The sequence below is a fragment of the Natronococcus sp. CG52 genome (assembly GCF_023913515.1).
Lineage (GTDB): Archaea > Halobacteriota > Halobacteria > Halobacteriales > Natrialbaceae > Natronococcus > Natronococcus zhouii.
In genome coordinates, this window is record NZ_CP099392.1 from 1 (window position 1) to 26,332 (window position 26,332).

Consider the following 26,332-nt stretch of genomic DNA (forward strand, 5'->3'; position numbering starts at 1 on the left):
CCAGCGAATCGGCGACGAGTTCCCGAAGAGCAAGTCGCTCCTCTATCACCACTACGACGGAAAGGACGCGCTCTTGCTCGAGTTCCTCTCGTTCATGCTCGAGCGCTTCGAGGCGACGATCCCGGATCGCGAGTACGGTGACGCCCGCGAACACCTCGAGGCGATCCTCGACCACGCGCTCCCGACGGACCTCGATTCCGAGCGGGCGGAGTTCAGGGCCGCGATGGTCGAGCTGCGAGCGCAGGCTGCGACCGACGAGGCCTACCGCGAGCACTTCACCCGGAACGACCGATTCTTCCGTCGGCGACTCGCCACGGTCGTTCGCCGCGGAATCGAAGAGGGCGTCTTCCGGGACGTCGATCCGGAACGGGCGGCCGCGATGGTGCTCTCGTCGATCCACGGCGCGATGCAGGAGGAAGCGACGACCGACACCGAGCGGACCGCGGCCGTCCGAGAAGAGCTGCGAGCCTACGTCGAGTCTCGTCTACTCGCACCGGACGTCGAACTGGAGGCGATCGAGTGAGCCGGGATCGCTCGGTCAACGTCGTCGACGGGGTTAGTGTGGCCGCTGATCGTCCTTTCGGTGCCGATCGTCCTCACCAACCTGCTGATGGTCGGCTACAACCTCGCCGACACGTTCTGGGTCGGGCGCCTCGGTCAGGCGGGCGTCTCCGCGCTGTCGTTCTCGTGGGCGATCATCTTCCTGGTGATCAGCTTCGGGATCGGCTTCAACGTCGCGGGGACGGTGCTCGTCGCCCAGAACAAGGGCGCCGGCAACCTCGACGGGATCAGCCGGGTCGCCGGCCAGACGGTCACGTTCGTCTTCCTGCTCTCGATGCTCATCGCCGTCGTCGGGTTTTTCCTCACGCCCTCGATGCTCCGGCTCATCGGTGCCGAATCGGGGACCCTGGAATACGAGTACGCCCTCGCGTACACCCGGACGGAGTTCGTCGGAATGCCGTTCATCTTCGCGTTCTTCGTCTTTCAGTCGCTGCTTCAGGGCTGGGGTGATACGCGGACGCCGCTGTACCTCATGACGTTCAGCGTCGCGCTCAACGTCGTCATCGATCCGTTTTTCATCCTCGGATTCCAGGATAACGTCGTCTTCGCGTGGTTCGGCCTCGAGGCGCTCGAAGCCTCCCTGTTCGCGCTCACGGGGTTCGACGGCTGGGCTGTGCAGGGCGCGGCGTTCGCGACGATTCTCTCGCGCGGGCTCGCCGCTGGGATCGGAATCTGGCTGCTGCTCTCGGGATCGGTCGGCATCCAGCTCACCCGGAGCGACTTTCGGCTCCGGATGGAGACGGTCAAACAGCTCGTTACGATCGGGACGCCCGCGAGCATCGAGATCAGCACCAAGGCGTTCAGCGTGACGATCCTCACCGCGCTGGTCGCGCTGGCCGGCCCGACGGCGGTGGCCGGCTACGGTATCGGGACCCGCATCACGTCGATGGTCGTGCTGCCGGCGCTCGGACTCGCCCGCGGCGTCGAGACTCTCGTCGGACAGAACCTCGGCGCCCGGCAGGCCGACCGCGCCAAACGCGGTGTGTACGCCGCGGCCGGACTCGTCGCCGGTTGTTTTCTCCTCTTCAGCGTCTTCGTCTACGTTCTCGCCGATCCGATTATCGGTGTCTTCATCACTGGATCGGGTGCAACCGAAGTGACGGCGATCGGTGCCGAGTATCTGCGTATCATCTCCCTTTCGTTCGTCTTCCTCGGGGTTTTCTACATCGTGCAGGGCGCGTTCCGCGGCAGCGGCAGCACCCGGATCGCGATGGGATTCGCGATTATCGGCTTCATCGTTCTCCGCCCGTTGCTCGCCTACGGTCTCGCCGAGCCCCTGGGAATGGGCGCCACCGGCGTCTTCATCGGCGACGCCCTGACGAACGTCGTCATCGTCGTTCTCGCCGGGCTGTACCTCCTCCGGGGAACCTGGACCGACAGCGTGATCGAGGAAGGAGCTGACCCGGAGCCGGAGATCGACGCGGGAGATCACGCAACGCCAGTGAGTGACGGGTTCGAGGACGACTAACTCCTCGGACGGAGTGGAGGAGCGCGTTTGAGCGCCTCATCGCGTCAAAACGGTCTTTTGAAGCGCTTGAATTGCGCATTTTCCGGTTTGAAGGGAAGATCGAACGGTTGAATTTCGTGAGGGCAGTCCGATCTCGGCCGGCAAGAGCGGTTTTCAACCGACATCGACCGCTCACTCGGCAGTTTCTGGAACGGGAACTCTCTCCTCCGTTTCCACGACGTAGCGGTCGGGCAGTTCCGGTTCGGGCTCCCGGCCGACGGTGAAAAAGCGCTCGGTGCGTGTGAGTTCCTCCGTTGCAGGACTCGGCTTCGTGATCCGCTCGTAGTCCACCGTCACACCCGCCGGTTCGGCGGCGATGCGAACGGCAGCAAGCTGGTAGGACGGATAGAACACGGGCGGCAGGATGCCGATAATCCCGTCCCGACGGTGGAGTCGCTTCAGCCACGTTCCGGTGTTGACCAGTATCCCCCCGTCGGTCTCCTGAATCGACGGTCGGTGGGTGTGACCGTAGCAGAAGATCGTCGTCTCCGGCTGATCGGCGAAGGTTTCGCGAGCGGATTCTTCGTACGGTGCTTCGGGATCGACGGTCAGATCGGTCTCGAAGATCCCGAAGCGGTCGACAGTCTTCCGAATGTCCCGTCGGATGAAGTACAACGGGATGCCCACGAGCAACAGCAGGCCGGCGACGGACGCGTTGAGCGCGAGGAAGAACCAGGCTGCCGTGCCGGCCCTGCCGAACTGGCCGAGAAACGCTTCCGTTCGGTCGACCGGCGCCGACCAGATACCCAGGACGTCCAATCCCGCCAGCACGGCGAGGATCGCACTCACGTTGAACAACAGCAAGAAGGGAACCAGCGAGTAGCGCAGCAGCGGGTTCATCTCGCGGTAGAAGTACTTCGAGAGGAGCCAGACCGGCATCCGTTCGGTCGGCGTGACCGCTTGAACGTCCTTCAGCCAGTTGTACCGCCCGCGATCGGAGAGCTGGCCCGCCCGGCTCGTCACGAGGGTGTTGTAGTAGTAGCCGAGCGGCGTCGCGTGGGGATTCCCCCAATCCTCGATCTGGTTGTTGGGATCCTGCTGGTGGCCGTGCTCGAAGTGGATCGCCTGCTCGCCGACCGGCCGAGAGATCGACTGGTCCTGGATGAGATCGACGTTGTACGCAGCGAATCGCTCCACGTACTCGTCGTAAGCCGCGAGTTCGTGGTCGTGATTGCCCGGCAACAGCGTGATCGGAATATTCTCGCCGGTCGCACGGAACTGTTCGAACAGCTTCGGATACGTTTCTTCGAGCACGTCGAACTTCTCGATACCCTGGGACTTCGTAAACTCCCAGAGCCCGAACGCGTCACCGTTGATGATCAACTCGGCGTTCTCGTCAGTTGTCTCCAGGCGCTCGAGAAACGCGAGTAGTTCTTCGATAAACTCGACCTCTTCGAGCTGTTCGTCACCGCCGATGTGAAGGTCACTGATTACGTAATAGACCCGATCATCGGTGTCGTTGCCCATCGTCTCCAGACCTTACGGCCATCTCAAAAAGGTATTGTCTTCTCCGTCGATTCCTGTCGTCCGAACAACTGGTTAGCGTTACTCGTGAATGCCCATCGCGCTAATCTGTTCCTGATATCGGTTCCGGATGGTGACCTCGGTTACCTGGGCGACGTCGGCGACGTCCCGCTGTGTCTTTTTCTCGTTGCACAGGAGTGCGCTCGCGTAGATTGCAGCCGCGGCGTATCCGGTCGGTGATTTGCCCGACAGCATCCCCTGTTCGGCGGTGGTCTCGATGATTTCGTTCGCTTTCGACTGTACTTCTTCGGAAAGCTCGAGCTCGGAGCAGAAGCGAGGCACGTACTTCTTCGGATCGACGGGTTCCATCTCGAGACTGAGCTCCTGCGAGATGTATCGGTACGTGCGACCGATCTCCATCCGATCGACGCGCGAGACCGCCGCGACTTCGTCCAGCGACCGCGGGATCCCCTCCATACGACAGGCCGCGTACAGCGTGCTCGTGGCAACGCCCTCAATCGAGCGTCCACGGATGAGGTCCTCCTTGAGCGCGCGTCGGTAGAGCACGCTCGCAACTTCTCGGACGGACCGGGGAACGCCCAGGGCGGAGGCCATTCGATCGGTTTCGGAGAGCGCAAACTGAAGGTTTCGCTCGCCAGCGTCCTTCGTCCGAATGCGCTCCTGCCACTTGCGCAGCCGACTCATTTGATTCCGTTTCTCCGAGGAGAGGGAGCGTCCGTAGGCGTCTTTGTTCTTCCAGTCGATCGTCGTGGTGAGACCCTTATCGTGCATCGTCTGGGTCGTTGGCGCCCCGACGCGGGATTTGCTGTCCCGCTCCGATTGATTGAACGCCCGCCACTCGGGTCCGTGATCGATAGCCTCCTCCTCGAGGATCAGCCCGCAGTCTTCACAGCTAATTTCGCTCCCGTCCGAGCTCCTAATGAGTGTGCTCGAATCACATTCTGGACAGGTCTGAACACCCTTCTGCTCAGTTGTTTCCCGTTCTGTCTCATCCTCCTTCTCCCGCTGGCGAGTCGGGCGTTTCATCAGTCAACTGTAGAAAGTCGCCCGAGACGGTTAAATACTTGGAGCAATCGGCCAGGTAAAGAGTTGAATACGCACGGCTTCTATACCGATAAAATGAGACTGTTGATCCTACTTAAATCCGTCTATGAGACGATACCGGGCCGGCTTCGACGCTCGCACGCTCGCTGAGAATCGATGCGTGTTCACCGAGGTGTCGTTCGAGAACTGTATCCCCTCGAGCGGTCCGGTCCGCGGATCGAGCGCGGAGAGGGCTCAACAGCAGAGTCGAGCCTCTTTGGTGGTGACGGTTATCCACCGGTCGTGTTACGGACGGCTATAGTAACCACTGAAACGGGTTCCACACCGATCGCACTGTCCGCGGTTCTCGCTTGCTTCGCTCGCTCCGACCCGCGCTCCCGTCGTGCGATTTGGTGTGCACCGACTTTCAGTGGCGACTACAAGAGAGGCCCCACAGCCAGCATCCGCGAACAAAGTGAGTGGCTTCCCGCCGAAGCGGACAAAGTCCGCGAAGACGGCCCTTTTAGCGTAGATTTTTGGGCCCAGCGCGGAACCGAGGTTCCGATCGAAGTCGTTCGAGACGGCGAAGCCGTCTCGTGATGACGAGAGACCGAAGGTCTCTCGAACCACGAGGAATCCCGAGGCGAAAAAGGTACGCGCGCGCATGAAATATCTGCTTCGGACAAAATCACGGCTGTGCAAGGGGATTTCAACGAGATCATAGATCCCTCAGTAACGTCCAGTTTTTCGGAACTGGGAGGTGATTCGAGACGGAGATAACGGAAGCGTCGGGTTCTTCAGCGATCCTGTGAAGAGTCGTGGGTTTGACGTTAAACGTACCGCGGCCGCCGGACCACAGGAATGTCAAACTGCGATGAGCGCTACTCCGACGACAGCCAGGACGGCAGCGACGAGCCGAAGTCGAAAGTATCGCTCGCCGAGGAGGATCCCGCCGAGAACGACGGCGATGATCGCCTGCGTATTGATGATCGGAGAGGCGATACTCGCCGGCAGCACTGCAAATGCGAGCGTCGTTACGTGCTCGCCGAGCGCGACGATCGCGCCCCCGGCGGCCAGTTTGGGAAGGTCCCCTCGAATCGCCGTCGGCGGATTTCTGACCGCGCTCGGGAAGAGAACGACCGCGACGCCGAACAGCAGTATCGGGACCCAGAGCGTTCCCGGGATGGCGAGTTCCTGTAGCGAGACCCGTTTTCCGAGGTCACTGACCGCGTAGCACATCGCACTCAGCAACGCGAGCTGTGCGGGCCGTGAGCGTGCAGCCTTGATGAACGGCTGGAAGAACCCGCCAGGGTCGTAGTTCGCGACGTACACCGCGAGCGTCGCGACGAGGACACCGACGACCTGTAGCCGTGTGAGAAATTGGCCGAGCAAAACGATCTCGAGCGGGAGGACGAACATCGGGACGATCTTGTTGATCGGCGCCACGTACGAAACGTCTCCGTCGTCGATCGCCTGCAGGAACAACACGAACGCGACGGCGGTCATGACCACTGTGAGGGCGACGATACCCAGTTCGAAGAGACCCATGCCATCGAACAGGTTCCTCGAGAACTCCGTCTGCGTGATCACGACCGGAAGGTACCAGGTGATCGCGAACGCGTTGAGGAGCACAGTTAGTGCCGCCGGCGGATAGCCGGAAAACGACCGCTTCAGCACGTAAATGTAGAAGCCCCAGACGAAGGCTGCAACGATCGCAAAGCCGACACCAGCGTCCATTACTCGGCTGGAGGAATGTCCGATACATCAGTCGTTCGATCGAGTGATCACTCGGAACTCACCAGCCGCCTATCGCGAGCGGACGCGACGCCATCACTGCGAAACCGGAGCGGCGTCGACGAGTGCAACGCGCGTATAGAGGTCGATCACACTGCAGACGAGCACGGCGAGTGGAACGGCCACGTCGATGAACGTCACGCCCTCGAGCCGAACGATGGTGATCACGAGCGGTTCGACGACCGTGCCGTCGACGAGAGCGTCCCGGTGCTGAGGAAGACGAGCGCAGCCGCGTACAGTACTGCCCAGCTGAGACCGCGCATCCACTGACGGGTGTAACAGTGTCCGACGCCCGGAAAACACACCGCCAGAAGGTACGCTGGCCACGTCTTCACGCGTGCGACGACCGCGAGCGAACGGCTCACCGCGGGTTGTGTCGTGAGCATGGTGCTATCGCCTCCGGAAGGGCGGTAGTCGGTGATCGACGAGGGACGATACGGGTGTGGTCGATGGTGCCTCCATAGAGTCCGTATCCAGACTCGGCCTCAAAAACGTCAGTCAGACGGGCGTACGACACCGTGCAGGGCGCGGCGGATCGCTATCGAGCGACGCCGGGCGAGACGTCCAACGTCGCACGCTGCCGATCCGACGAAAGGAGTGTGCGGCGGCGTGAGTCGCTCACCGGTCCAACTCGTTCTTGAGCTCCGCGACCGCCACGGCACCGACGCCGGTTGCGATGGAGAGCGCCCGCTTGCGCGCTCTCGTATCGGCTAACTCGAGCAGCAAGACCGAGTCGTCGCCCCGGTCGACGTGTGCACTGCCGAGCGCCTCGCACCGACGACCGTCGGGCATCGTGGCGGCGGCCTTCACCTGACAGTAGGTGAACTCCGTTTCGTGGGGCGAGACCAGGACGTCCGTCTCGACGTCGATATCGTAGAAGTGCGAGAGCACTTCGAAACCCTTCCGGTTGATCGCCTGCGTGCCGTCGATCTCGTCGATGAATTCGCCGGGAACCCACTCGAGCGGGTCGTCGGAGATCGACCGGTCCGGGAGCTCGTACGCCGTCGGGTCGACGGCGTCGGTATCAGCAGCCGCGTCGGCATCGATAACCTCGGGCGTTACCGGATCGGGATCGGACGGACTCGGCGGCACGAGTTCGACGTCCATACCGAGATCCTCGAGCTCGTCCATCGCGCCCTCGGCCTCGCCTCGGGAGTCGAACTCCCGTTCTTTTCCGCTCCCCGTATCTCGGACGATCCACGCGCTAGTACTCACGTTTCTCACCTCGTCGTACGTACGTGGCGAGCGGCTAACCGTTCGTCGGTTTCGACTGGACCGTAAGTGCCGTATTCCCCGCCTACGACCGCCATCAGCCAAGAGTTTGATAGTCTAACTTCTCGTCGACGCCACCTGTTCGCAGTCGAACAGCTGATCGGCTCACTCGAACGACTGACGCCCGACGGCGAACGCGTTACGATCGCGCTAGGGTTCCTCCTGCTCGGCGCCCACGGAGTGACGCTCCTGTTCGGTGTGCCTACCGCTCGATCCTCCCCGCGAGCGGCCCTCAATCTCCGAGGCGGAGTTCGATCAGCGCCAGTTCGTCCGATGGAACCGCTTCCGAGAAGGCCCGTTCGATCTCGTTCCACGTTCCGGGACGATAGGCCTCGATTCCGAAGCTCTCGGCGAACGTCACGAGATCCGGATTCGCGAGTTCGGTCCCGGTATGCTCGCCACGGTGTGTCACCTGCTGTTCGGAGATGAGGCCGTAATCGTCGTCGTTGAACACGACGACCGTGAAGCCGCAGTCGAGTCGAGTCGCGGTTTCGATCTCCGCCGCGTTCATCAGGAAGCCGCCGTCGCCGGTTCCCGCGACGACGTTGGCGTCGACCGCGAGGTCCGCCGCGAGCGCACCCGGAACGGCGATTCCCATACTCGCCAGTCCGTTCGAGACGATGCAGGTGTTCGGATCGTACACCGGAAACGACTGTGCGATCGCCATCTTGTGACTGCCGACGTCCGAGACGAGGACGTCCTCGTCGGCCATGGCCTCCCGCAACAGCGGGAGCGCGTTTCTGACGGTGATCGGATCGCTCTCTTCGGGCGGCTTCGTCACCGCCTCGAGCAACTGGTCGTGTAGCTCGCGGCACCACAGTGCAGAGGCGTCCGACGAGAGCCGCTCGTCGATCGCCCTGAGCGTCGCGCCGACGTCCGCGACGATCTCGACGTCGGGGTTGTAGTGGCGGTAGACCTCTGCGGGCTCGTGGTCGACGTGAACGATCGTCTTTTCGAGGTTCGGATTCCATCCCTCCGGATCGTGTTCGGCGATATCGTACCCGACCGCGACGACGCAGTCCGCCCGCTCGACCGCGCGAGCCGCCTCGCCGTCCGGACCCGAATCGAGCGTCATCAGCGAGGTCGGCTCGCGGTCGGAGATAGCGCCCTTGCCCATGTACGTCGCGACGACGGGGATCTCGAGGCGGTCGACGAGCGCACGGATGCTGTCGGCCGCGCGGGTTCGCACTGCGCCGTTACCCGCGAGCAGAATCGGTCGCTCGGCCTCCTCGAGTAGCGTCGCGGCTCGCTCGACCGACTCGGGATCCGGATCCGGCCGGCGCACCTGATCGCGGATAGGAATCGGCTCGGCGTCGGTCTCCTCGCGAGCGACGTCCTCGGGGAACTCGAGGTGGGTCGCGCCCGGCTTCTCGTACTCGGCGAGCTTGAACGCCTTGCGGACCGATTCGGAGACGATCTCGGGGTCTGCAATCTGGGCGTTCCACTTGACGATCGGCTCGAACACGTCGATCACGTCGAGTGCCTGGTGGCTCTCCTTGTGCAGCCGTTCGCGACCGCCCTGGCCCGTGATCGCGACGAGCGGACTCTTGTCTAGCCTGTGCGTCGGCGACGCCGGTGATGAGGTTCGTCGCGCCGGGCCCCAGCGTCGAGAGGCAGACGCCCGCGTCGCCGGTCAGCCGGCCGTAAACGTCGGCCATGAACGCCGCTCCCTGTTCGTGTCGGGTCGGAGCGAAGGTGATCGGAGAGTCCCGGAGCGAGAACAGCAGTTCCTCGATTTCTTCGCCCGGGAGACCGAAGACGTACTCGACACCCTCGACCTCGAGGCAGTCGACGAGTAGATCGGATGCTAGTGGCACGTTTCTCTCGACTACCTTGCGGTACATGATTCTACCACCCGCTCGAGAGTCGAGAGGACGAGTTTTCCTACCTGTACCCCGAGCGGAGTCATCCCTCGGAAATCGGCCACGGAGCCGGCTACCGGATGGGGCGGCGAGCAGAACGGTCTCGATCGGCGAGATGAAACACCTCCAGAAAACGGGATCGAACCGCTCGAGACGCTTACTCGGTTGCGGGAACGTCGTCGCCCTCGCCGGCGGACTGCACCCAGATGGTCTTTCGATTGACGAACTCGTGGATCCCCTCCTTGGCGAGTTCGCGACCGTACCCGGACGCCTTCACGCCGCCGAACGGGAGTCGAGGATCGGACTTGACGAGTTCGTTGACGAACACGCAGCCGGCTTCGATCTCGCGGGCGATCCGCTCCCCGCGATCGAGGTCCTCGGTCCAGATCGAGCCGCCGAGTCCGTAGTGGATGTCGTTCGCGATCTCGATCGCCTCCTCCTCGTCGGCGGCGCGGAAGACGGCCGCGGCCGGTCCGAAGACCTCCTCCTCGGCCGCGGGACTGTCCATCGGCGGTTCGGCGAGCACCGTCGGCGGATAGTACCAGCCGTCGCGGTCGAGGGGTTCGCCGCCGCACTCGAGGGTCGCCCCCGCCTCGACGCTCGCCTCGACCTGCTCGTGAACGTCCTCCATGAGATCTTCGCGCGCCTGCGGACCGATTTCGGTGCCGGACTCCATCGGATCGCCGATTTCGAGGGCCTCCATCTCCGAGACGAAGCGGTCGAGAAACTCGTCGAAGACCTCGTCGGCGACGATGAACCGCTTGGCCGCGATACAGGACTGCCCCGAGTTGATCGTCCGCGCCGTGGCCGCGGTTTCGGCCGCCGCGTCGAGGTCGGCGTCCTCGAGGACGACGAACGGGTCGCTCCCGCCGAGTTCGAGGACGTGTTTCTTCAGTTCGTTGCCGGCCTGTTCGGCGATGGCGCGCCCGGCACCCTCGCTCCCCGTCAGGGTGAGCGCGTCGAGACGGTCGTCTCGAACGACGTCCTCGATCGCGTCGGAGCCGACCAGCAGCGTCGAGAAGACGCCCTCGGGATAGCCCGCGTCGCGGAAGATCTCCTCGATCGCGAGCGCACAGCCCGGTACGTTCGAGGCGTGTTTGAGCAGGCCGACGTTGCCGGCAGTCAGGTGCGGCGCGGCGAAGCGAAACACCTGCCAGAACGGGAAGTTCCAGGGCATCACCGCGAGGACGGCTCCCAGCGGCTCGTAGGAGACGAACGTCTTCGCGTTCGGCTCGCTGCCGATTACGCGGTCGGCGAGGAACTCGTCCGCACGCTCGGCGTAGAAGTCACAGACCCACGCGCACTTCTCGAGTTCGGAGTGGGATTCGTCGATCGGCTTACCCATCTCTCGGCTCATCAACTCGGCGTACTCGTCCTGCCGGTCGCGAAGGATCTCGCCGGCGTTCTCGAGAAGCTGCTGACGTTCGGTGATATTCGTCTCCGCCCACGATTCCGAGGCCGAAACCGCGTCCTCGAGAATGGAGTCGACGTCGTCCGCCGTGTGGTCGTCGTACGTTTCGATTACCTCGTCGGTCGCTGGATTGGTACTCTTCATTGGCAGTATCACCAACGCGCCGCGCGTTTCCGGTAGTACGGTAACGAACGACAAAGAGCTGTTCCCGGCAATCGGATTGCGCTCTTCGAATATTCCAACGAGGCACACAGTCTCGAGTCTCGTGAGCTCCGCCGGGGCATTCTCGATCGCGGCCGACAGTAAGGGAGCGACGATCGACAACGTCGTCAATCCGATTACGGATTCGACACCAGCACCGAATTGATTGATTCGGAATGCGTTTTATAGAACTCGAAAACGGTATATTTGACGCCTCTAATCGTGTCTTACTTGTGTCCTCAGGAGCACGTACGCGAATCAGGTATCCCGCACGAGCGCCTCTAGCGCGGTTACGGGCGAACGAAAAATATTGTATCGCTCGCGAGGAACGGACTCGTGTGCGATCGCCCGGAATTCGACTGGATCTCGTCCCTCTCTTTTCCGTATATATGACTCTAGTTATGATATGTATACGGTTATGATCGTACCGGTTCGCGATATCGTTGGGATAAGATACCTACGGTAGCTACCTCAGCTAAGCTACCTATTGTAGCTATTTTAAAGACTCTCCTTCGCGTACCGTTAACGGTCGCAGCGAGTTTCGAGTCGAGATACTATAGTACCAACTGAAACGGGTTCCACACCGATCGCACGACGGCTGTGCGATCGGGCGTGTACTGACTTTCAGTGGCTACTATAGCGAAGTAGTATCTGTACGTCCGAAATTCAACGGTTCTGGGAGAGCCATCGGAGGAGACGATTACAGAGAACGGTGGCGACGGGGTGGCGTCCGTACCGATCGCAGACCCGAAACGTCAGCGCCGTTATCGATCCACTTCCGTACCCGCGGACGACGAAGGGGCTACTCCAGTTCGCGAGCCATCCCTCTACGTAGCCGACGTGAACGCGGTCGACCGACGGGTTCAGATCGGTGGCGACCGCGTACGGATAGAGTCCGTCGAACTCCCAGCCGAGGTGGCGATTCGGACAGATATCCTCGAGGAGTGCCGAGTCCCGGTAGTAGAACCCGGCGACGAGATTCCAGCTTTCGGCGCGCGGTAGCGAGCGGTAGGTGAACGGCCCGCCGGTTCTCATCTCGCCGTCTCGATCCGGGACGTGGACGACGGCACCGCCGTCGGTCGCGAACTGATCGATACGACTCGTGATTTCGGAGGTTACGGCGACGTCGACCGCATCGGAGAGCGTGTGCGTGACGGTCACGCCCTCCTCGGCGAGTCGCGAAGCGAACGCACCGTCCGCGTACACGGTCATCGACGGCGTCGCGCCACGGTCACCGTCGACGATCGTCACGGGTTCCGCCGTCGAGATCGATTCGTCTCGCGGCGAGAAGGAGACGGTCAACTCCGTCGTTCGCGCCACCTCGTCCGTCTCCGTTGGTGCTGTGACCGTCGTCGTAAGGGCGGTCGCGTCGTGAGCAGCGACCGAGACGGTCTCACCGCCTCGCTGTCGATCCAGGGACCACTCGAGCGGCCCCGAAACCGACTGATCGGTGTCGTTGACGACGGTGAGCGAAACCTCGACGGACTGGTCGGCCCACGTGGCGTGCGACTCGGGCCTCGCGACGACCGTGAGCGGGCCGTTAACCGTCGAAAACCGGGGGGCGAAAGACTTCGGGTTTCGGTGGTAGTCGGACAGGCCGTTGAACTCCCACTCGATATCCGACAGTTCGGTCAGAACGTAGCCGGCGATCTCGTCTCGAACGCGCATCTCCTCTATGAGGTGTTTGATCGACGTGAACTCCCGCTCTTGCCAGGACGCTGCGAGATCGGCGTAGTCGTCGAAGACGTCGGGGAGCGTCGTCCGCTGAAGCCGCTCGTCGATCCCGTCCGGTTTCTTGAGCGCCTCGACGAGAAAGTCGTGGTCGAACCAGTGCGGATCCCCGCCGTATCGATCGCGGAGGGCGTCCACGTCGCTCAGCCCCCACGTCCCGAGTTCCGAGACGACGAGCGGCGCGTCGGGATCGTCGAACTCGGTCGTAGCGTAGTTGTCGCCCGGATAGTGGCGGATGTGCTCGAGGTCGGCGGCCCAGCTATCGGCCTGATCGGGACTGACGAAGTAGCGGTGGTAGTCGTTGACGTCGGTCGCCACGTGCGCCCAGCCGGAGTTGTCACACACGATCCGCGTTGGATCGCGTTCGCGAACCGACCGATAGAGATCGGCGAGGAACCGCTGTTTCTCCGCATCCGTCCAGAGCGTCTCGTCGGCGTCGTGGTGACCGAGACCCCACTCCTCGTTGTACAGCGACCAGATGACGACGCTCGGCCGGTTGTAATCGCGTTCGACGAGCCCCTCGACCTGTGCCCTCACTTCCGCACGCGAGCGCTCGGTGTCCCGCATCGGGTTTGCGGGCTCTTGCCACACCAGCATCCCGTTCCGATCGGCACACTCGAGAAAGTCCGGATGAGCGGGCTTGACGTGTTTCCGGATGAGATTGAACCCGAGGTCGGCGGCCAGTTCGATCTCGCTGCTGAACGTCTCCTCGTCCCGGGGCCGGTAGAGCGTCTCCGGGTAGTATCCCTGTTCGAGAACGCCGCGAAGCGTAATCGGTTCGCCGTTCAGCAGGAACTCCCCGTCCGCCGTCTCGAAGCTCCGCATTCCGAAGTAGTCCTCGTACCGATCGACGACCGTCCCGTCGCGCTCGAGGATCACGGTGAGGTCGTACAGCGCCGGCTCGTCGGGACACCAGTAGGTGGGGTCGTCGAACTCGAGAACGGCCGTCGAGTCGGCGGCCGGCGAGACGGTGGCGCTCGCCTCCGAATCGCCGTCTCCGTCGGCCAGCACCGTCGCCCGCAACGCCTCGACGTCGGCCGATCCCGTCGCGAACTCGAGATCGACGACGGCACGATCCCGTTCGAGGTCGGGAGTGACGGGTGCGTCGACGATTCGGGTTTCCGGACGGAACTCGAGGCTGACGGACTGCCAGAGGCCGGAGACCCGAGTGTACCACGGATCTCCCTGTTTTCCGTGCGGAATCTCCGAGAGATCCGCGGGATCGGTGACCGCGACCACCATCGCGTTCGCTCCGCGCTCCAGTTCGTCGGTGACGTCTATCGTGAACGGGAGGTAGCCGCCGCGGTTCTCGCCGACGCGCTCGCTGTTGACCCACACCGTCGTCTCGTAGTCCGCGGCGCCGAAGACGAGAAACGCCCGCTTTCCCGCCGGAACCGCCGCGTCCAGGTCGATCGATCGACGATACCACGCCGTCCCAGTGTACTCTCGATACGCGTCGTCTTCCTGCCACGCTCGGGGAATCTCGACCGCGTGTGCACGGTCCGGCCACGTCGCGTCTCGTTCGTACCACCGGTTCGTTCGGCCGCTGCGTTCCGGATCGATGAGAAACTCCCACTCGCCGTCGAGCGCGACCGAGCGCCGTCGGTCGCTCGCGTCCTCCTCGGACGCTCCCGTCGGTGACCCGGTCACGACTCCCACCGATATTCCCGGTCGCTAGCGGCTGATCGGCTCGTGAACGCAGGACGTCTCGGCGGAACTGAGGCAGGGTGTCGGTCGTCTCAGGGGGTGCAGGACGCATGTTCGGTCACTTTCGTAGTAACGTTCGTTTCGGCGAATAAATCTTCCGTCCGACGCAAGCGAGTACGCGCCGTGAACGAGACGACTCCGTGTCACAATGAGAAACGGTTTTGGTGATCGTCGCCAGTCGTCTACGACACATGTCGGGGACGAGCCACCACGTGAAATCGGTCCGCAAGCTCTTTCGGATCATCGAGGCGCTGGAACGGCGCGAGAGTACGGGAATCACGGAACTGGCGCGCGAGACTGGGATCGCCAAGAGCTTGGTCTACAAGTATCTCGACACGCTCCACCACCTCGGATTCGTGACGAAAACCGGGTCCTCGTACGCGCTCTCCCTGCGGTGGTTCCAGATCGGTCGTCGGGTTCGCGAGCGCCGCGACGTCTTCCAGGTCGCGCGGACGGAACTGAACCGGTTGGCCCGGCAGACCGGGGAGACGGTCTCGCTCGTCGTCGAAGAGGACGGAGACGCGATCTATCTCTCCCAGACGAGCGAGCGCGAGCAACCCGTCGGACCGGTCAGCGAGGGCGACCGCATTCCGGCGCCGATTTCGGTCGGCGGCAAGGCGATCCTCTCGTACCGTCCCGTCGAAGAGGTGGAGGCGCTGCTCGCGGAACAGGAGCTGACCGACCGCGCGGATCAGCTCGTTTCGGAGTTACGGACGCTTCGGAACCAGCGGATGGTTATCGAACGCGAGGGTCCGCAGGAGAGTACCTTCAGCGCGGGATCCTTCATGGGCCACCGCCACGTCGTCGGCCACGGCGAACCCTACCAGAACCTCCACAGCGTCGCCGTTCCCGTCAGAGACGCCGACAACTACGCCATCGCCGCGATCGAGGTCAGCGGCTCCAAAGACAGTCTCTACGGTCGCCGACTCGAGGACGAGATCGCCAGACTCCTCGTGAACGCGAGCAAGTCGATCGAGACCGTGCTGTTGAGCCGGTAGTTCGGACCGAAAGCGACGCTCGTCAGCCCTCGACGCGGGCCGTCTCAGCTCTCCACTCCACCTCGTACTCGTCCACCATCGTTACCACTCCGCGACGCTGCCGTCGTCGTGGCGCCAGACGGGATTGTGCCAGTCGACCTCGCCGGCCTGCTCCCGGACGTACTCCTCGTCGATGTCGACTCCGAGCCCCGGTCCGTCGGGGATGTCGACGTACCCCTCCCGGTAGTCGAAAACGGAGGGGTCCGCGAGGTAATCGAGCACGTCGCTGGTCTCGTTGTAGTGGATGTCGAGGCTCTGCTCCTGGATGAGCGCGTTCGGCGAACAGGCGTCGACCTGGATGCACGAGGCTAGCGCGATCGGGCCGAGCGGGCAGTGCGGTGCGACCGCCACGTCGTAGGCTTCGGCCATCGACGCGATCTTGTTCACCTCGGTGATCCCGCCGGCGTGGGACAGGTCGGGCTGGATGAGGTCGACGTGTCCGTCCTCGAAGACCTGCTTGAAATCCCACCGCGAGTACATCCGCTCGCCGGTCGCGATCGGGGTGGTCGTGTGCTGGGCGATCCCCGCGAGTTCGTCCAGGTGTTCCGTCAGGACCGGCTCTTCGATGAAGAACGGCTCGTACGGTTCGAGGGCCGCGACCAGCCGCTTGGCCATCGACTTCGAGACGCGCCCGTGAAAGTCGACGCCGACGTCGACCTCGCTCCCGACGGCTTCGCGAACCTCTCGCATCCGCTCGGTCGCGGCCTCGACGGTCGCCGGCGAGTCGATTCGCTCCATCGCCGGCGTCCCGTTCATCTTGAGGGCGGTGAAGCCGGCGTCGACCTTCTCGCGCGCCTGGTCGGCGACGTCCGACGGATCGTCCCCGCCGATCCACTGGTAGACGCGCAGTCGATCGCGGGCCCGCCCGCCGAGCAGGTCGTACACCGGGGCGTCGTACGTCTTGCCCTTGATGTCCCACAGCGCCTGGTCGATCCCGGCGATGGCCGACATCAGGACCGGCCCGCCGCGGTAGAAGCCGCCGCGGTACATCGTCTGCCAGTGATCTTCGATTCGTGCCGGATCCTCGCCGACGAGGTAGGTATCCATCAGCTCTTCGACCGCGGTCTTGACCGTCTTCGCGCGTCCTTCGACGACCGGTTCGCCCCAGCCGACGGTGCCGTCGCTCGTCGTCACCTTGAGGAACAGCCAGCGCGGCGGTACTTCGAACAGTTCGTAGTCTGTGATGTGCATGAGTGGCGTGTGTCGTGAATCGTCTTCGGTCGTTCGGTCCTAGTCTCGAGCGAGGTCGGTAACGAACGCGGCGAGCGCCGCGACGCCGACCGGATTGTTCGCGCGCGCGCCGTCGTCGGTGACTCTGAAGGTGAACGCGCCGACGCGCCCGTCTCCGTGATCGCGGACGGTAACCGCGGCGCTCCAGTTCGCGAGCCACCCCTCGACGTATCCGACGCCGACGTCGTCGACGTCTCGGTCGACGTCCGCGACGACGTCGTAGGGGTACAGGCCCTCGAGTTCCCAGCCGGGAACGGTGTCGACGTACTCCGCGAGCGGTCCGTCGTCGCGGTAGAACAGCGACGCGACGAGGTTCCAGCTCTCGTCTTCGGGGAGGTCGCGGTACTCGAAGAACGCGTCGTCGCTCATGTGACCGGTCGCGTCCGGAAGCCGAACGAGCGCGCCGCCGCCCTCGACGTACGCTCTCGCGTCGACGTCGGGATCCGCCACCAGCGCGACGTCGGTCGCGTCCGTAATCGACGGCTCGACGTCGAACCCGATCGCCGTCAGGGTCGACGCCAGTTCGTCGTCGTCGACGGCCACGGTGAGGTCGGTGTCGACCGACGGATCGGGGACGACGGTGATCGATTCGGCGTTCGAACTCGCGCCGGGTAGCGAGACGGTCAGTTCGTCCGTCGTCGCGTCATCGACGTCCGGGACGGCTATCGAGATCGCGTCCTCGACGCGCGTGACGCCGAACCCGTCGCGATCGATCGCGACCGCCCCTCGCGCCCGCGGAACGACCACGTCACCTCGCCCTCGAGAGGTTCGTTCGTGTGGTTGCTGACGACGACGTCCGCGGTTAGCGTGTCTCCCGCACCGACCGCGTGTGAGTCGGGTTCGACCATCACGAGGACGTCGTCGTTGATGCGGGCGAAATCGTCCGTGAAGACCTTCTCCTCGCGCCGGTAGTCGAGCATGCCGTTGAACTCCCACTCGATGTCGGAGAACTCCGTGATGACGTAGCCGGCGACCCCCTCGCGGGCGCGCATCCGCTCGATCACGTCCTTGATCGAGCGGAACTCGCGCCACTGCCAGGCTTCCGCGAGCGACTCCCAATCGTCGAACACGTCCGGGAGCGTCGTCTCCTCGAGGCGGTCGTGGACTCCTTCCGGACGCTTGATCGGATCGTCGAAGAAGTCGTAATCGAACCAGGGCGGCGTTCCGTCGTAGTGGGCTTCGACCGCGGGCAGATCGCACAGCCCCCAGGTCCCGAACTCCGAGACGATGATCGGCGCGTCGTCCGGATCGGTCTCCGTCGCGCCGTAATTCTCCTCGGGGGCGTCGGCCATCGCGTCGATGTCGGTCTCCCACGCGCCCGCGCGGTCCGGACTGACGAAGTAGCGGTGGTAGTCGTTGACGTCGGTCGCGACGTGTGCCCAGCCCGAGTTGTCGCAGACGATCCGGGTCGGATCTCGCGCCGAAATGTCGTCGTAGAGATCCGCGAGGTACTCCTGTTTCGCCTCGTCCTCCCAGAGCGACGTCTCCTCGTCGAGCCCTTGCGGGTTCCCGATCCCCCACTCCTCGTTGTAGAGACTCCAGACGATCACGCTCGGCCGGTTGTAGTCTCGCTCGAGGAGCCCCTCGATCTGCTCGCGAACCTCGCGTTTCGAGCGGTCGGTGTGAACGGTCGGGTTCGCGGGCTCCTCCCAGACGAGGATGCCGAGCCGGTCGGCGCACTCGAGGAAGTCCGGGTGGGCGGGCTTGATGTGCTTCCGGATCAGGTTGAATCCGAGGTCCTTGGCCGTCCGAACCTCCTCCTCGAACAGCGATTCGTCGAACGGTCGATAGAGCGTCTCGGGATAGTATCCCTGATCGAGCGCGCCCCGCATGTAGTAGGGCTCACCGTTCAGGTAGAGCCGTCCGTCTCGAGCCTCGACGGAACGCATCCCGAAGTAGTCCTCGTACCGGTCGACGACCTGCCCGTCGCGGCGCAGGTCGACGGTGACGTCGTACAGCGCCGGCGTTTCGGGCGTCCAGTACGTCGGGTCCTCGATCGAAACCGTCAGCGACCCCGAGCCGTCGGCGTCGATCGCCGTCTCGCCGCGAGCCGCGTCGTCGCCGTCGCGAGTGATCCGGACCGCGGCCGTCACCGACGACGAGTCGTCGACGCCCGCGACGTCGAAATCGATGCGCGCACTGTCGTCGTCCAGATCCGGCGTCGCGCGGAGCCGTTCGACGCGGGTCTCGGGGACGAACTCGAGCGTGACGTCCTGCCAGATCCCGCTGATCCGCTGGTACCACGGCGCGCCCTGTTTGCCGTGCGGGATTTCGCTGATGTCCGCCGGGTCGACGACCTCGACGACGATCGCGTTCTCTCCCTCCACGACCGCGTCGGTGACGTCTAGCTCGAACGGGAGGTAGCCGCCGCGGTTCTCGCCGACGCGCTCGCCGTTGACCCAGACTGTCGCTTCGTAGTCGACAGCGCCGAATCGGAGCAGTACGCGCTCCTCGGCCGGTAGCTCGAGGGTCTCCGTCCGTCGATACCACGCTGCGCCCGTGTACTCCCGGTATGCGTCGTCCTCCTGCCACGCACACGGCACCTCGACCGCGTGCGTGCGATTCGGCCAGTCCGCATCGGGGTCGTACCAGTCGTCAGACCGCCCGTCGTATTCGGGATCCGTTACGAACTGCCAGTGTCCGTTCAGTGCTCTCTGCCGTCGATAGTCTTCCGTCAGTCGTTCCATAGTGTATCTTGTAGCGATCGTCTGTTAATACGAGTACTCCGCTTCGATCGAGTCGGATCAGGGAGACGCTTCCTCGGAAACCTGTTGTCTCGACTCGAGCGTTCTGAGGACGTTCCGTCCGGTCTGTCTGTCGAAGACGTGGATGTCCGCCGGGTCGAACGTGAACTGAACCGGTTCGCCGACCGTCGGTTTCACGTCGCTCGGGACGCGAACTCGACACTCGTTCCCGCCGACGTCGAGGTAGACGAAGTTGTCGCTTCCCGCAACCTCGACCACCTCGACCGTCGCGGAGATGGCGTTGGCGCCGTCGGAACCGAGCGAGATGTTCTCGGGTCGGATCCCCAGCTCGAGACCGTCTCCCGTCTGGCCCTCTCGGATCGCCTCAGCGACCGGTTCGGGAACCGAGTACTCGACGTGGTCGCCGACGAGCGTCCGCTCGTTCAACTCGACGTCGAAGAAGTTCATCGACGGACTTCCGATAAAGTCCGCGACGAATCGGTTCACGGGTCGGTCGTATATCTCGTCCGGTGTCGCGAACTGCTGGAGTTCGCCCGCGTTCAGAACGATAATGCGGTCGCTCATCGTGAGCGCCTCGTGCTGATCGTGGGTGACGTAGATCGTCGTCGTTCCCAGATCCTCCTGCAGACGCTGGAGTTCGGTCCGCATGTGGACTTTGAGCTTCGCGTCGAGGTTCGACAGCGGCTCGTCCATCAGGAAGACCTCGGGGTCGCGGACGATGGCTCGTCCCGTCGCGACGCGCTGTTGTTGTCCGCCGGAGAGCTCGCTCGGCTTAGCGCTCAACTGGTCCTCGATACCCATCATTTCAGCCGTCTCTTGCACTCGCTGTTTGATCTCGTTATCCGGAAGGTCCGTCGTCAGCTTCAGCCCGTAGGACATGTTTTTCCGGACCGACATATGCGGATAGAGCGCGTAGTTCTGGAACACCATAGCGATGCCACGGTGCTGCGGTTCGACGCCCTTGACGCTCTCGCCACCGATTTGGATGTCGCCATCGGATATTTTCTCGAGACCTGCGATCATCCGAAGCAACGTCGACTTGCCCGATCCGGATGGTCCGACGATCGTGATGAACTCGCCGGGTTCAATGTGGGCGTCAACCCCCTCGATGGCAACGAACTCATCGCCGTACACCTTTCTCGCGTCATCGAACGTAATCGATGCCGTTCCGTCGTTCGAACTCGTCATAGTACCCTCCGCGCGTGCTCGCACGCTTTCGTAGCTATTGCTTCCGAGGGGCTCATCTCACCCGTCTCCGGGGCGCGGTGCGTGATCGATCGAATCTCGTACTGTCTATCATCGTTCTGGAACTGATGTCGTAAGTTGGTCGGTTTCGGTAATGAATTCGATGTGAAGCGTGAAGGCGACGCCGGCGAACAAAAGTGCTACAGCAACGGTCAGCAGCGACGTCACCGTCAACAGCACGGTGGTTACGATTCCCAGCGCGACGGCGCCGATGGCGTGCCGTGCGGTCCACAGATACCCGTCGGTTATCGCGTCCGCTGCGGGCTTTCCTTCGGCCAGTCCCAGAAGAACAGGGATTGACACGAGCCAGGCGTACAATCCGGCGTAAGCCGCACCGAGCGTGAGCAGGCCCGCCAGAACCGTCCCGTCGGCGAGGTACGCGAGTGCGTACATTCCCGAAACCGCTAGCAATATTGGCGGAACGAGTCCGACGAGCGTCGCATGGATGAACTGCGCTCGGAAGATCCCGCTGACGGCGCCCCAATCGACGCCTTCAGCGCCCGCCTCTCGAAGCGAGAGCACGGCACGGTAGGCGCCGACGGTGGCGGGGCCGATCGTGACGATCGGCAACGATACCAGGAACCACGCGAGGCTAATCTTGACGATCGAGACGAGGTTGACCCAGACGAAGCGGACCGTTCGCTCGAGCGTCGCGTACATGGGATCGATATCGTCGGGAGCGTTCATTTCGTCGTCCCCTGCATTTCGACCGCTTTTACGAGGTGATTCTGTATGAGCAGGAAGACCAGGAGCAGCGGCAGCGATGCAACGACCGCCGAAGCCATTTCGATTCCCGGTTCGGTAGTGCCCATTCCCTCCTGGACCGTCACGATTCCGATCGGGAGCGTGTACATCCCCTCGCTTTGAAGGATGACGAGCGGCCAGAGAAATGCGTTCCACGTCCAGACGAAGATAAACAGCCCGAGTGAAGCGAGTGCGGAACGCATCATCGGTAAGATGATAGTCGTGAAGGTTCGGATTCGAGAAAACCCGTCGAGTCGGGCTGCTTCCTCGACCTCGACGGGGATATCCTTGAAGAACTGGACGAGCATGAACACGCCCAGCGGACCGGCCGCGGCCGGAAGAACGACACCCCACAAGGAGTTGATGAGGCCGAGTTCGTTCACGATCACGTAGACGGGAACGAGATTCACGATTGTGGGCACCATGAAACTCGCCACGATCAGCGAAAAGAGAACGGAGCGACCCGGCCACTCGAGTCGGGTGAGCGAGTAGGCGATCATGGCGTCGATCAACAGCACGATGACAGTAGTTACCAGCGCCAGAATGAACGTGTTGATGGTCCACTGGACGATCAGCGTGCCCTCGAAGAGCACTTCGTACCACTGGAACGTGATGTCTCTCGGAATCAAGTGCGGCGTACTGGAGTAAATTTGTCCGCGGGGCATAACCGACGTCGCGAACATCCACCAATACGGGATAACAAACAGGAACGCCGCTCCGTACACGGCGGCGTATACGCCGACCGTTCGAAGATCCGCGTCAAACGATACACCCTCTATCAACCGTCGCGATCGTGTACTCATTCTTTGGTTCCTCCAGCAGGTAGTAGCTGACCGACGATACGGCGACCAAGATGAGAAACAGAACGTACCCGATTGCGGCTGCGTAACCGAACTCCCGACCAGCAAAGGCCGTGTTGTACAGGTACACGACGATCGTGGTCGTCTGGAAACTCGGTCCACCGTCGGTCATGATGAACGGCTGGCCGAACACCTGGAACGAAGTGATGAACGAGACGATTACGACGAAGATGAGGGGGTTCTTCATCTGAGGAATCGTGATATCTCGCATCATTCGCCACGAACTGGCCCCGTCTAGTTTCGCAGCCTCGTAGAGCCTGTTCGAGACGTTCTGGCGCGCTGCCAGCAAGATGATGAAGTTGAACGCGATCGTCCACCAAACCGTCGCGATGGCTATCGCCGGCATTGCGAGCGTGTGGCTATTCAACCAGCTTCCACCCGTAGTATAGTAGGAGATCAGTCCATTTCCGCCAAAGAGGTCTCCCCACAGGATACCGATTACGGCTACGGTGAGGACGTACGGACTAAAGAAGATCGTTCGTAACAACCACTTCCCCTTTATTTCTCGATTGACTCCGAGCGCAAGCAGGAGCGACCCGATGACGAGCAGCGGCACCGTGAGTGTGACGAAGTACGCGGTGTTCCACATCGCGGACCAGAACTGCGGGTCGGTCAAGAGCGACTGGTAGTTCTGAAACCCGATAAACTCCGATCAAGCTGGAGTCGTCGCGTTCCAGTCGTGAAAGCTCATGTACAGACCCAACAGCAACGGGCCGAAAAGAAATCCGCCGGCGATAACGAGGTACGGGAGCGCGAAACCGATGCCCGCAATCTGCTCGCGCGTTTCTCGCGACGTCGGATCGATACCGAGCACCCGCTCGTTCGTGCTCGACTCGTTGTCTGTTTGAGGCATAGTGGACACTACTCGAAGGTTTCCCGAATACCTTCCACGGCGTCGTCCAAGGCTTCTTCGGGGCTCAGATTGCCGCTTCGCATATCATCTATCGGTTGATACAGCTGCTGTTTGTAGGCGGTATTGTTCGGCGTCGCGGGCGGCGCTACGCCGCGACCATCGTCGATCATCGCGGTGAACGTTTCCAGCGTATCGCTCCACGTATCGCTCTCGCGGAGTTCGTCGCTTTCCAGGGCCTCCAAACTGGCCGGCATGTGTCCGGCTTCGTACCCCCAAGCGTCATTGTAGGTCTGAGTCAGCAGGCGGACCGTTTCGACCGCTTCCTCGTGACGTTCGGTATCTCGCTCCTCGTTCTTCGGTATGACCAGTACGTGGCTGGATTGGTTAGTGAACGTGGCCTCCGAATTCGGCATAACCGCCGGCTCGGTCATACCGAACTCGAAGTCGTTCCGGCGGGTGGGACTGACGTGCCACGTTCCGTTGATGTCCATTCCTAACTCGCCGGCGTTCCACGCGTCGTCTCCCACGTCGCCGTCCTCCGGCATCCATTCGCGCTCGTGAACCCAGTCGTGGAGTTCTTGCAGAACCGCGAGTCCCTCGTCGTTATCGAACGTCGGCTCGAAGTTTTCGTCCAGTTCCGGCGTCGGTTCACCCGCCAAGCTGGAGAGTGCCATCCGAAAGTTCATCGTTACGAGCCCCCCCTCGAAGATATTCACCGCCCAGTGGTCCGTATTTTCGGTGATGGCGTTTGCAGCCTCCTCGAACTCCTCGTAGTTGCTCGGCGGCTCCTCCGGATCGAGTCCCGCTTCCTCGAATATCTCCTTGTTATAGTACAGCCCGAGGGGGTGGGTATCGAGGGGTGCGGCGAGTTGTTCTCCGTCGACGACGACGGCCTCCGCAACTTCATCGACGTACGGATCCGATCCGATTTCGTCGGTGAGCGGCGTAACCAGATCTTCGTACTCGCGGATCATATCCGCGTGGAGGACGGCCACATCCGGATACTCATCGCCCGTCAAGGACGTATAGAGGCGATCGTAGTACTCGCCGTGTGGAACGCGCTGCCGATTGATGTGGAGGTCATCGTGATCGTCGCTCTCGTTTATTTCGGTCACCATACCCTCCATAGCATCGCCGTCCCCGCCGGTGAAGAGCGTCCAGTACTCGACGCCGTCTTGCTGGCTGCCTCCCATGAGACCGGTACAGCCAGCGATCCCGGCCGCTCCGATAGCACCCGTGGTTTGCAGGAACCGCCGTCGGTTTACGGAGGTACCTCTACCGTCGCAACACCTGTTATTCAGTGTCATACACTGTTACTATTGACTTATCCCCCTATATATCTCCTTTGGTGTGAACGGCGCTCACGGGCGTTTGGCTGAAATTTTCAAGTAAGAGATAAAGTTACCGCAGGTGAATAGGGAAGATATGGATCGGAGACGATTCTTAGCGACGACCACGATCTTCGGCCTTACGGGATGCCTCGAGACGATCGCCGAAACGGAAACGTACGAAAACTCGGTGTTCGAACCCACGATGGCCGACCCGTCGATCATCCGGTACTCGGCGGACGACGGCGACGTCTTCTACGTCTACGGCACCGAAGACCACTGGTATCACGAGTCGGATCGACACGATACGCACGGACGACAGCTGATTCCGATCGCCAAATCCCGCGACCTCGTCGAGTGGGAGTACGTCGGCGAAGTGTTCGACACGAAACCCGACTGGAAGGAGGGCGGCGGCCTCTGGGCACCCGATATCGCCGAGTACAACGACCAGTTCTACCTGTACTACGCCTACTCGGAGTGGGGCGACGAGAATCCGGCGATCGGCGTCGCCACCGCCGATCACCCCGCGGGGCCGTTCGACGCCCGCGGCAAATTGTTCGACAGCGAGGAAATCGGCGTCGAGAACTCCATCGATCCGTTCTTCATGCTCGAAGACGGGACGCCGTACCTCTTCTGGGGGAGCTGGTACGGTATCTGGGGCGTCGAACTCTCCGACGATGGTCTCGAGGTCGCCGGTGAACCGTTCCGTATCGCCGCCGACGATCACTTCGAAGCGCCGTGGATCATCGAGCGCGACGGCTACTACTACTTCTTCGGCTCGAACGGCTCCTGTTGTGACGGGGGGAGAAGCACCTACCACGTCGTCGTCGGTCGCTCCGAATCCTTCGACGGTCCGTACGTGAACCGAAACGGCGATTCGATCGAGAACTACCCGGGAACGACGATTCTCGAGGGTGGCGAGGCGTTTCTCGGTCCGGGGCACAACGCGGTCATCCGAGACGACGACGGCGACGACTGGCTCGTGTACCACGCGTATCACGCCGACGACGTCTGGATCAACGACACGCCGCGTCGGGCGCTACTGATCGATCGAATCCGGTGGGAGGACGGCTGGCCGACGATCGAAGACGGCGTTCCGAGCGAGGAGGCCGGCGCGCCGGTCGTCGAACGCTGACGCCTCGAGTACCGATACTCGATCCCGCCCGTCGTTTCGAATCGGGAAATCGGGGCTACCAGTCGAATTGCGACGGCGAACACGGTACCTGTCCCGAACTATTCGCGCCTCCAGCAGTTCCGTTACGCTGCCGCTCCGCGTTCTGAGTCGACTTTGCGCGGATAACCCGATGACTCGGGTGGCATTCGATCCGCAGTAGCTCTGTATCTTATTAGGAAACAAAGCTGGGTGCGAGGTAACGGAAGGACAACGGGATTGGCCCAGCAGCGACCCGCCTTACACGACCGTGTCGTGGAGAAGACGGATCCGTCCCGCCAACCAATTACAGCCATATTATTGTAAATACCAGTCCACTTCCGGATCAGTCGGCTACCTACTGAGAACGAACAGATCAGCGCGTCAATCGAGCGACGAGACGGTGGTTACCACCGATTTTTCATCGCCTAGCCCTAATTTAGGGCGAATCGGACTCCGTTTCTCATTAAGACACGACCTATTTCGTACGAAGAGACGGCGGGTAAACGGCCACGAGAGCACCGCCGGTCGAATCGTGCGTAACGGAGACACTGCGCGGCGTGGGATCGATTCAGATCAAGGTCAGTCCTCGATCGAGATCAGTGGCGGACGATTCGGGACGAACT

The 26,332-nt window shown here is 62.4% G+C and carries 20 protein-coding genes and 2 pseudogenes; 4 read left to right on the forward strand and 18 right to left on the reverse strand.

Annotated features, from left to right (window positions below):
• The first annotated feature begins 94 nt into the window (after positions 1-94).
• Together NED97_RS19810 and NED97_RS19815 are read left to right on the forward strand one after the other, a co-directional pair.
• Positions 95-523, forward strand: a complete 429-nt coding sequence (locus NED97_RS19810) for a TetR family transcriptional regulator C-terminal domain-containing protein (RefSeq protein ID WP_252490821.1) — start codon at positions 95-97, stop codon at positions 521-523.
• Positions 520-2,029: pseudogene (locus NED97_RS19815) on the forward strand (MATE family efflux transporter). The gene NED97_RS19810 and the pseudogene NED97_RS19815 overlap by 4 nt, the downstream one beginning before the upstream one ends.
• Before the next feature lie 171 nt (positions 2,030-2,200).
• Here the strand turns inward: NED97_RS19815 and NED97_RS19820 are convergent.
• The 9 genes and pseudogenes from NED97_RS19820 to NED97_RS19855 form a co-directional block, all read right to left on the reverse strand.
• A complete protein-coding gene (locus NED97_RS19820) occupies positions 2,201-3,535 on the reverse strand; it encodes a metallophosphoesterase (protein WP_252490823.1) in 1,335 nt (444 codons plus the stop codon).
• Positions 3,536-3,613: 78 nt separating this feature from the next.
• On the reverse strand, positions 3,614-4,579 hold the full coding sequence (locus tag NED97_RS19825; protein WP_252490799.1) for a transcription initiation factor IIB: 966 nt from the start codon (positions 4,577-4,579) through the stop codon (positions 3,614-3,616).
• An 861-nt stretch (positions 4,580-5,440) separates the two neighbouring features.
• Entirely contained in the window at positions 5,441-6,313 is an 873-nt protein-coding gene (locus NED97_RS19830) for a DMT family transporter (RefSeq protein ID WP_252490800.1), read from the reverse strand.
• Positions 6,314-6,406: 93 nt separating this feature from the next.
• On the reverse strand, positions 6,407-6,538 hold the full coding sequence (locus NED97_RS23265; protein WP_345781247.1) for a hypothetical protein: 132 nt from the start codon (positions 6,536-6,538) through the stop codon (positions 6,407-6,409).
• Positions 6,535-6,756, reverse strand: a complete 222-nt coding sequence (locus NED97_RS23270) for a hypothetical protein (RefSeq protein ID WP_345781248.1) — start codon at positions 6,754-6,756, stop codon at positions 6,535-6,537. Before NED97_RS23270 ends, NED97_RS23265 begins: the two co-directional genes overlap by 4 nt.
• A 232-nt stretch (positions 6,757-6,988) precedes the next feature.
• Positions 6,989-7,585, reverse strand: a complete 597-nt coding sequence (locus NED97_RS19840; RefSeq protein ID WP_252490824.1) for a hypothetical protein — start codon at positions 7,583-7,585, stop codon at positions 6,989-6,991.
• Positions 7,586-7,874: 289 nt separating this feature from the next.
• A pseudogene (locus NED97_RS19845) lies at positions 7,875-9,486 on the reverse strand (acetolactate synthase large subunit).
• Between the two features lie 175 nt (positions 9,487-9,661).
• Positions 9,662-11,059 carry an NAD-dependent succinate-semialdehyde dehydrogenase gene (locus NED97_RS19850; protein WP_252490804.1) on the reverse strand — a complete coding sequence of 466 codons (1,398 nt, stop codon included), beginning with the start codon at positions 11,057-11,059 and terminating at the stop codon, positions 9,662-9,664.
• 723 nt (positions 11,060-11,782) lie between these two features.
• Positions 11,783-14,506 (reverse strand): sugar-binding domain-containing protein, encoded by a 2,724-nt coding sequence (locus tag NED97_RS19855; RefSeq protein WP_252490825.1) that lies wholly within the window; start codon positions 14,504-14,506, stop codon positions 11,783-11,785.
• A gap of 239 nt (positions 14,507-14,745) precedes the next feature.
• On the opposite strand from NED97_RS19855, the gene NED97_RS19860 reads away from it, so the two are divergent.
• Positions 14,746-15,552 (forward strand): IclR family transcriptional regulator, encoded by an 807-nt coding sequence (locus NED97_RS19860; protein WP_252490826.1) that lies wholly within the window; start codon positions 14,746-14,748, stop codon positions 15,550-15,552.
• 81 nt (positions 15,553-15,633) lie between these two features.
• Here NED97_RS19860 and dgoD read toward each other — a convergent pair whose 3' ends face one another.
• The 9 genes from dgoD to NED97_RS19905 all read right to left on the reverse strand — a co-directional run bounded on the left by dgoD (position 15,634) and on the right by NED97_RS19905 (position 24,535).
• A complete protein-coding gene (gene dgoD / locus NED97_RS19865) occupies positions 15,634-16,782 on the reverse strand; it encodes a galactonate dehydratase (RefSeq protein WP_252490827.1) in 1,149 nt (382 codons plus the stop codon).
• 39 nt (positions 16,783-16,821) lie between these two features.
• Positions 16,822-17,568, reverse strand: coding sequence for a hypothetical protein (locus NED97_RS19870; RefSeq protein WP_252490828.1), 747 nt, complete (start codon positions 17,566-17,568; stop codon positions 16,822-16,824).
• On the reverse strand, positions 17,484-19,508 hold the full coding sequence (locus NED97_RS19875) for a glycoside hydrolase family 2 protein (RefSeq protein ID WP_252490829.1): 2,025 nt from the start codon (positions 19,506-19,508) through the stop codon (positions 17,484-17,486). The genes NED97_RS19870 and NED97_RS19875 overlap by 85 nt, the downstream gene beginning before the upstream one ends.
• A 57-nt stretch (positions 19,509-19,565) precedes the next feature.
• Complete coding sequence (locus NED97_RS19880; protein WP_252490808.1) at positions 19,566-20,714, reverse strand: ABC transporter ATP-binding protein; 1,149 nt, start codon at positions 20,712-20,714, stop codon at positions 19,566-19,568.
• Positions 20,715-20,822: 108 nt separating this feature from the next.
• Entirely contained in the window at positions 20,823-21,458 is a 636-nt protein-coding gene (locus tag NED97_RS19885; RefSeq protein ID WP_252490809.1) for a hypothetical protein, read from the reverse strand.
• Entirely contained in the window at positions 21,455-22,318 is an 864-nt protein-coding gene (locus NED97_RS19890; RefSeq protein ID WP_252490810.1) for a carbohydrate ABC transporter permease, read from the reverse strand. Before NED97_RS19890 ends, NED97_RS19885 begins: the two co-directional genes overlap by 4 nt.
• Positions 22,275-22,964: a carbohydrate ABC transporter permease gene (locus NED97_RS19895; protein ID WP_345781249.1), complete on the reverse strand. Its 690-nt coding sequence runs from the start codon at positions 22,962-22,964 to the stop codon at positions 22,275-22,277. The genes NED97_RS19890 and NED97_RS19895 overlap by 44 nt, the downstream gene beginning before the upstream one ends.
• 63 nt (positions 22,965-23,027) lie before the next feature.
• On the reverse strand, positions 23,028-23,228 hold the full coding sequence (locus NED97_RS19900) for a hypothetical protein (protein WP_252490830.1): 201 nt from the start codon (positions 23,226-23,228) through the stop codon (positions 23,028-23,030).
• Positions 23,229-23,236: 8 nt separating this feature from the next.
• Positions 23,237-24,535 (reverse strand): extracellular solute-binding protein, encoded by a 1,299-nt coding sequence (locus NED97_RS19905; RefSeq protein WP_252490831.1) that lies wholly within the window; start codon positions 24,533-24,535, stop codon positions 23,237-23,239.
• 118 nt (positions 24,536-24,653) lie between these two features.
• Between NED97_RS19905 and NED97_RS19910 the strand changes: the two genes are divergently transcribed.
• Entirely contained in the window at positions 24,654-25,691 is a 1,038-nt protein-coding gene (locus NED97_RS19910; protein WP_252490813.1) for a family 43 glycosylhydrolase, read from the forward strand.
• Positions 25,692-26,332: the final 641 nt, after the last annotated feature.

Excerpts from the sequence above, each read along its gene's own strand:
- NED97_RS19830 (WP_252490800.1), bottom strand. The coding sequence starts at position 6,313 with ATGGACGCTGGTGTCGGCTTTGCGATCGTTGCAGCCTTCGTCTGGGGC.
- NED97_RS19900 (WP_252490830.1), bottom strand. The coding sequence starts at position 23,228 with ATGCCTCAAACAGACAACGAGTCGAGCACGAACGAGCGGGTGCTCGGT.
- NED97_RS19850 (WP_252490804.1), bottom strand. The coding sequence starts at position 11,059 with ATGAAGAGTACCAATCCAGCGACCGACGAGGTAATCGAAACGTACGAC.
- NED97_RS19910 (WP_252490813.1), top strand. The coding sequence starts at position 24,654 with ATGGATCGGAGACGATTCTTAGCGACGACCACGATCTTCGGCCTTACG.
- NED97_RS19885 (WP_252490809.1), bottom strand. The coding sequence starts at position 21,458 with ATGAACGCTCCCGACGATATCGATCCCATGTACGCGACGCTCGAGCGA.
- NED97_RS19820 (WP_252490823.1), bottom strand. The coding sequence starts at position 3,535 with ATGGGCAACGACACCGATGATCGGGTCTATTACGTAATCAGTGACCTT.
- NED97_RS19875 (WP_252490829.1), bottom strand. The coding sequence starts at position 19,508 with ATGGAACGACTGACGGAAGACTATCGACGGCAGAGAGCACTGAACGGA.
- NED97_RS19890 (WP_252490810.1), bottom strand. The coding sequence starts at position 22,318 with ATGAGTACACGATCGCGACGGTTGATAGAGGGTGTATCGTTTGACGCG.
- NED97_RS23270 (WP_345781248.1), bottom strand. The coding sequence starts at position 6,756 with ATGCTCACGACACAACCCGCGGTGAGCCGTTCGCTCGCGGTCGTCGCA.
- NED97_RS19905 (WP_252490831.1), bottom strand. The coding sequence starts at position 24,535 with ATGACACTGAATAACAGGTGTTGCGACGGTAGAGGTACCTCCGTAAAC.
- NED97_RS19825 (WP_252490799.1), bottom strand. The coding sequence starts at position 4,579 with ATGAAACGCCCGACTCGCCAGCGGGAGAAGGAGGATGAGACAGAACGG.
- NED97_RS19895 (WP_345781249.1), bottom strand. The coding sequence starts at position 22,964 with ATGTGGAACACCGCGTACTTCGTCACACTCACGGTGCCGCTGCTCGTC.
- NED97_RS19810 (WP_252490821.1), top strand. The coding sequence starts at position 95 with ATGCTCGAGCGCTTCGAGGCGACGATCCCGGATCGCGAGTACGGTGAC.
- dgoD (WP_252490827.1), bottom strand. The coding sequence starts at position 16,782 with ATGCACATCACAGACTACGAACTGTTCGAAGTACCGCCGCGCTGGCTG.
- NED97_RS19860 (WP_252490826.1), top strand. The coding sequence starts at position 14,746 with ATGTCGGGGACGAGCCACCACGTGAAATCGGTCCGCAAGCTCTTTCGG.
- NED97_RS19880 (WP_252490808.1), bottom strand. The coding sequence starts at position 20,714 with ATGACGAGTTCGAACGACGGAACGGCATCGATTACGTTCGATGACGCG.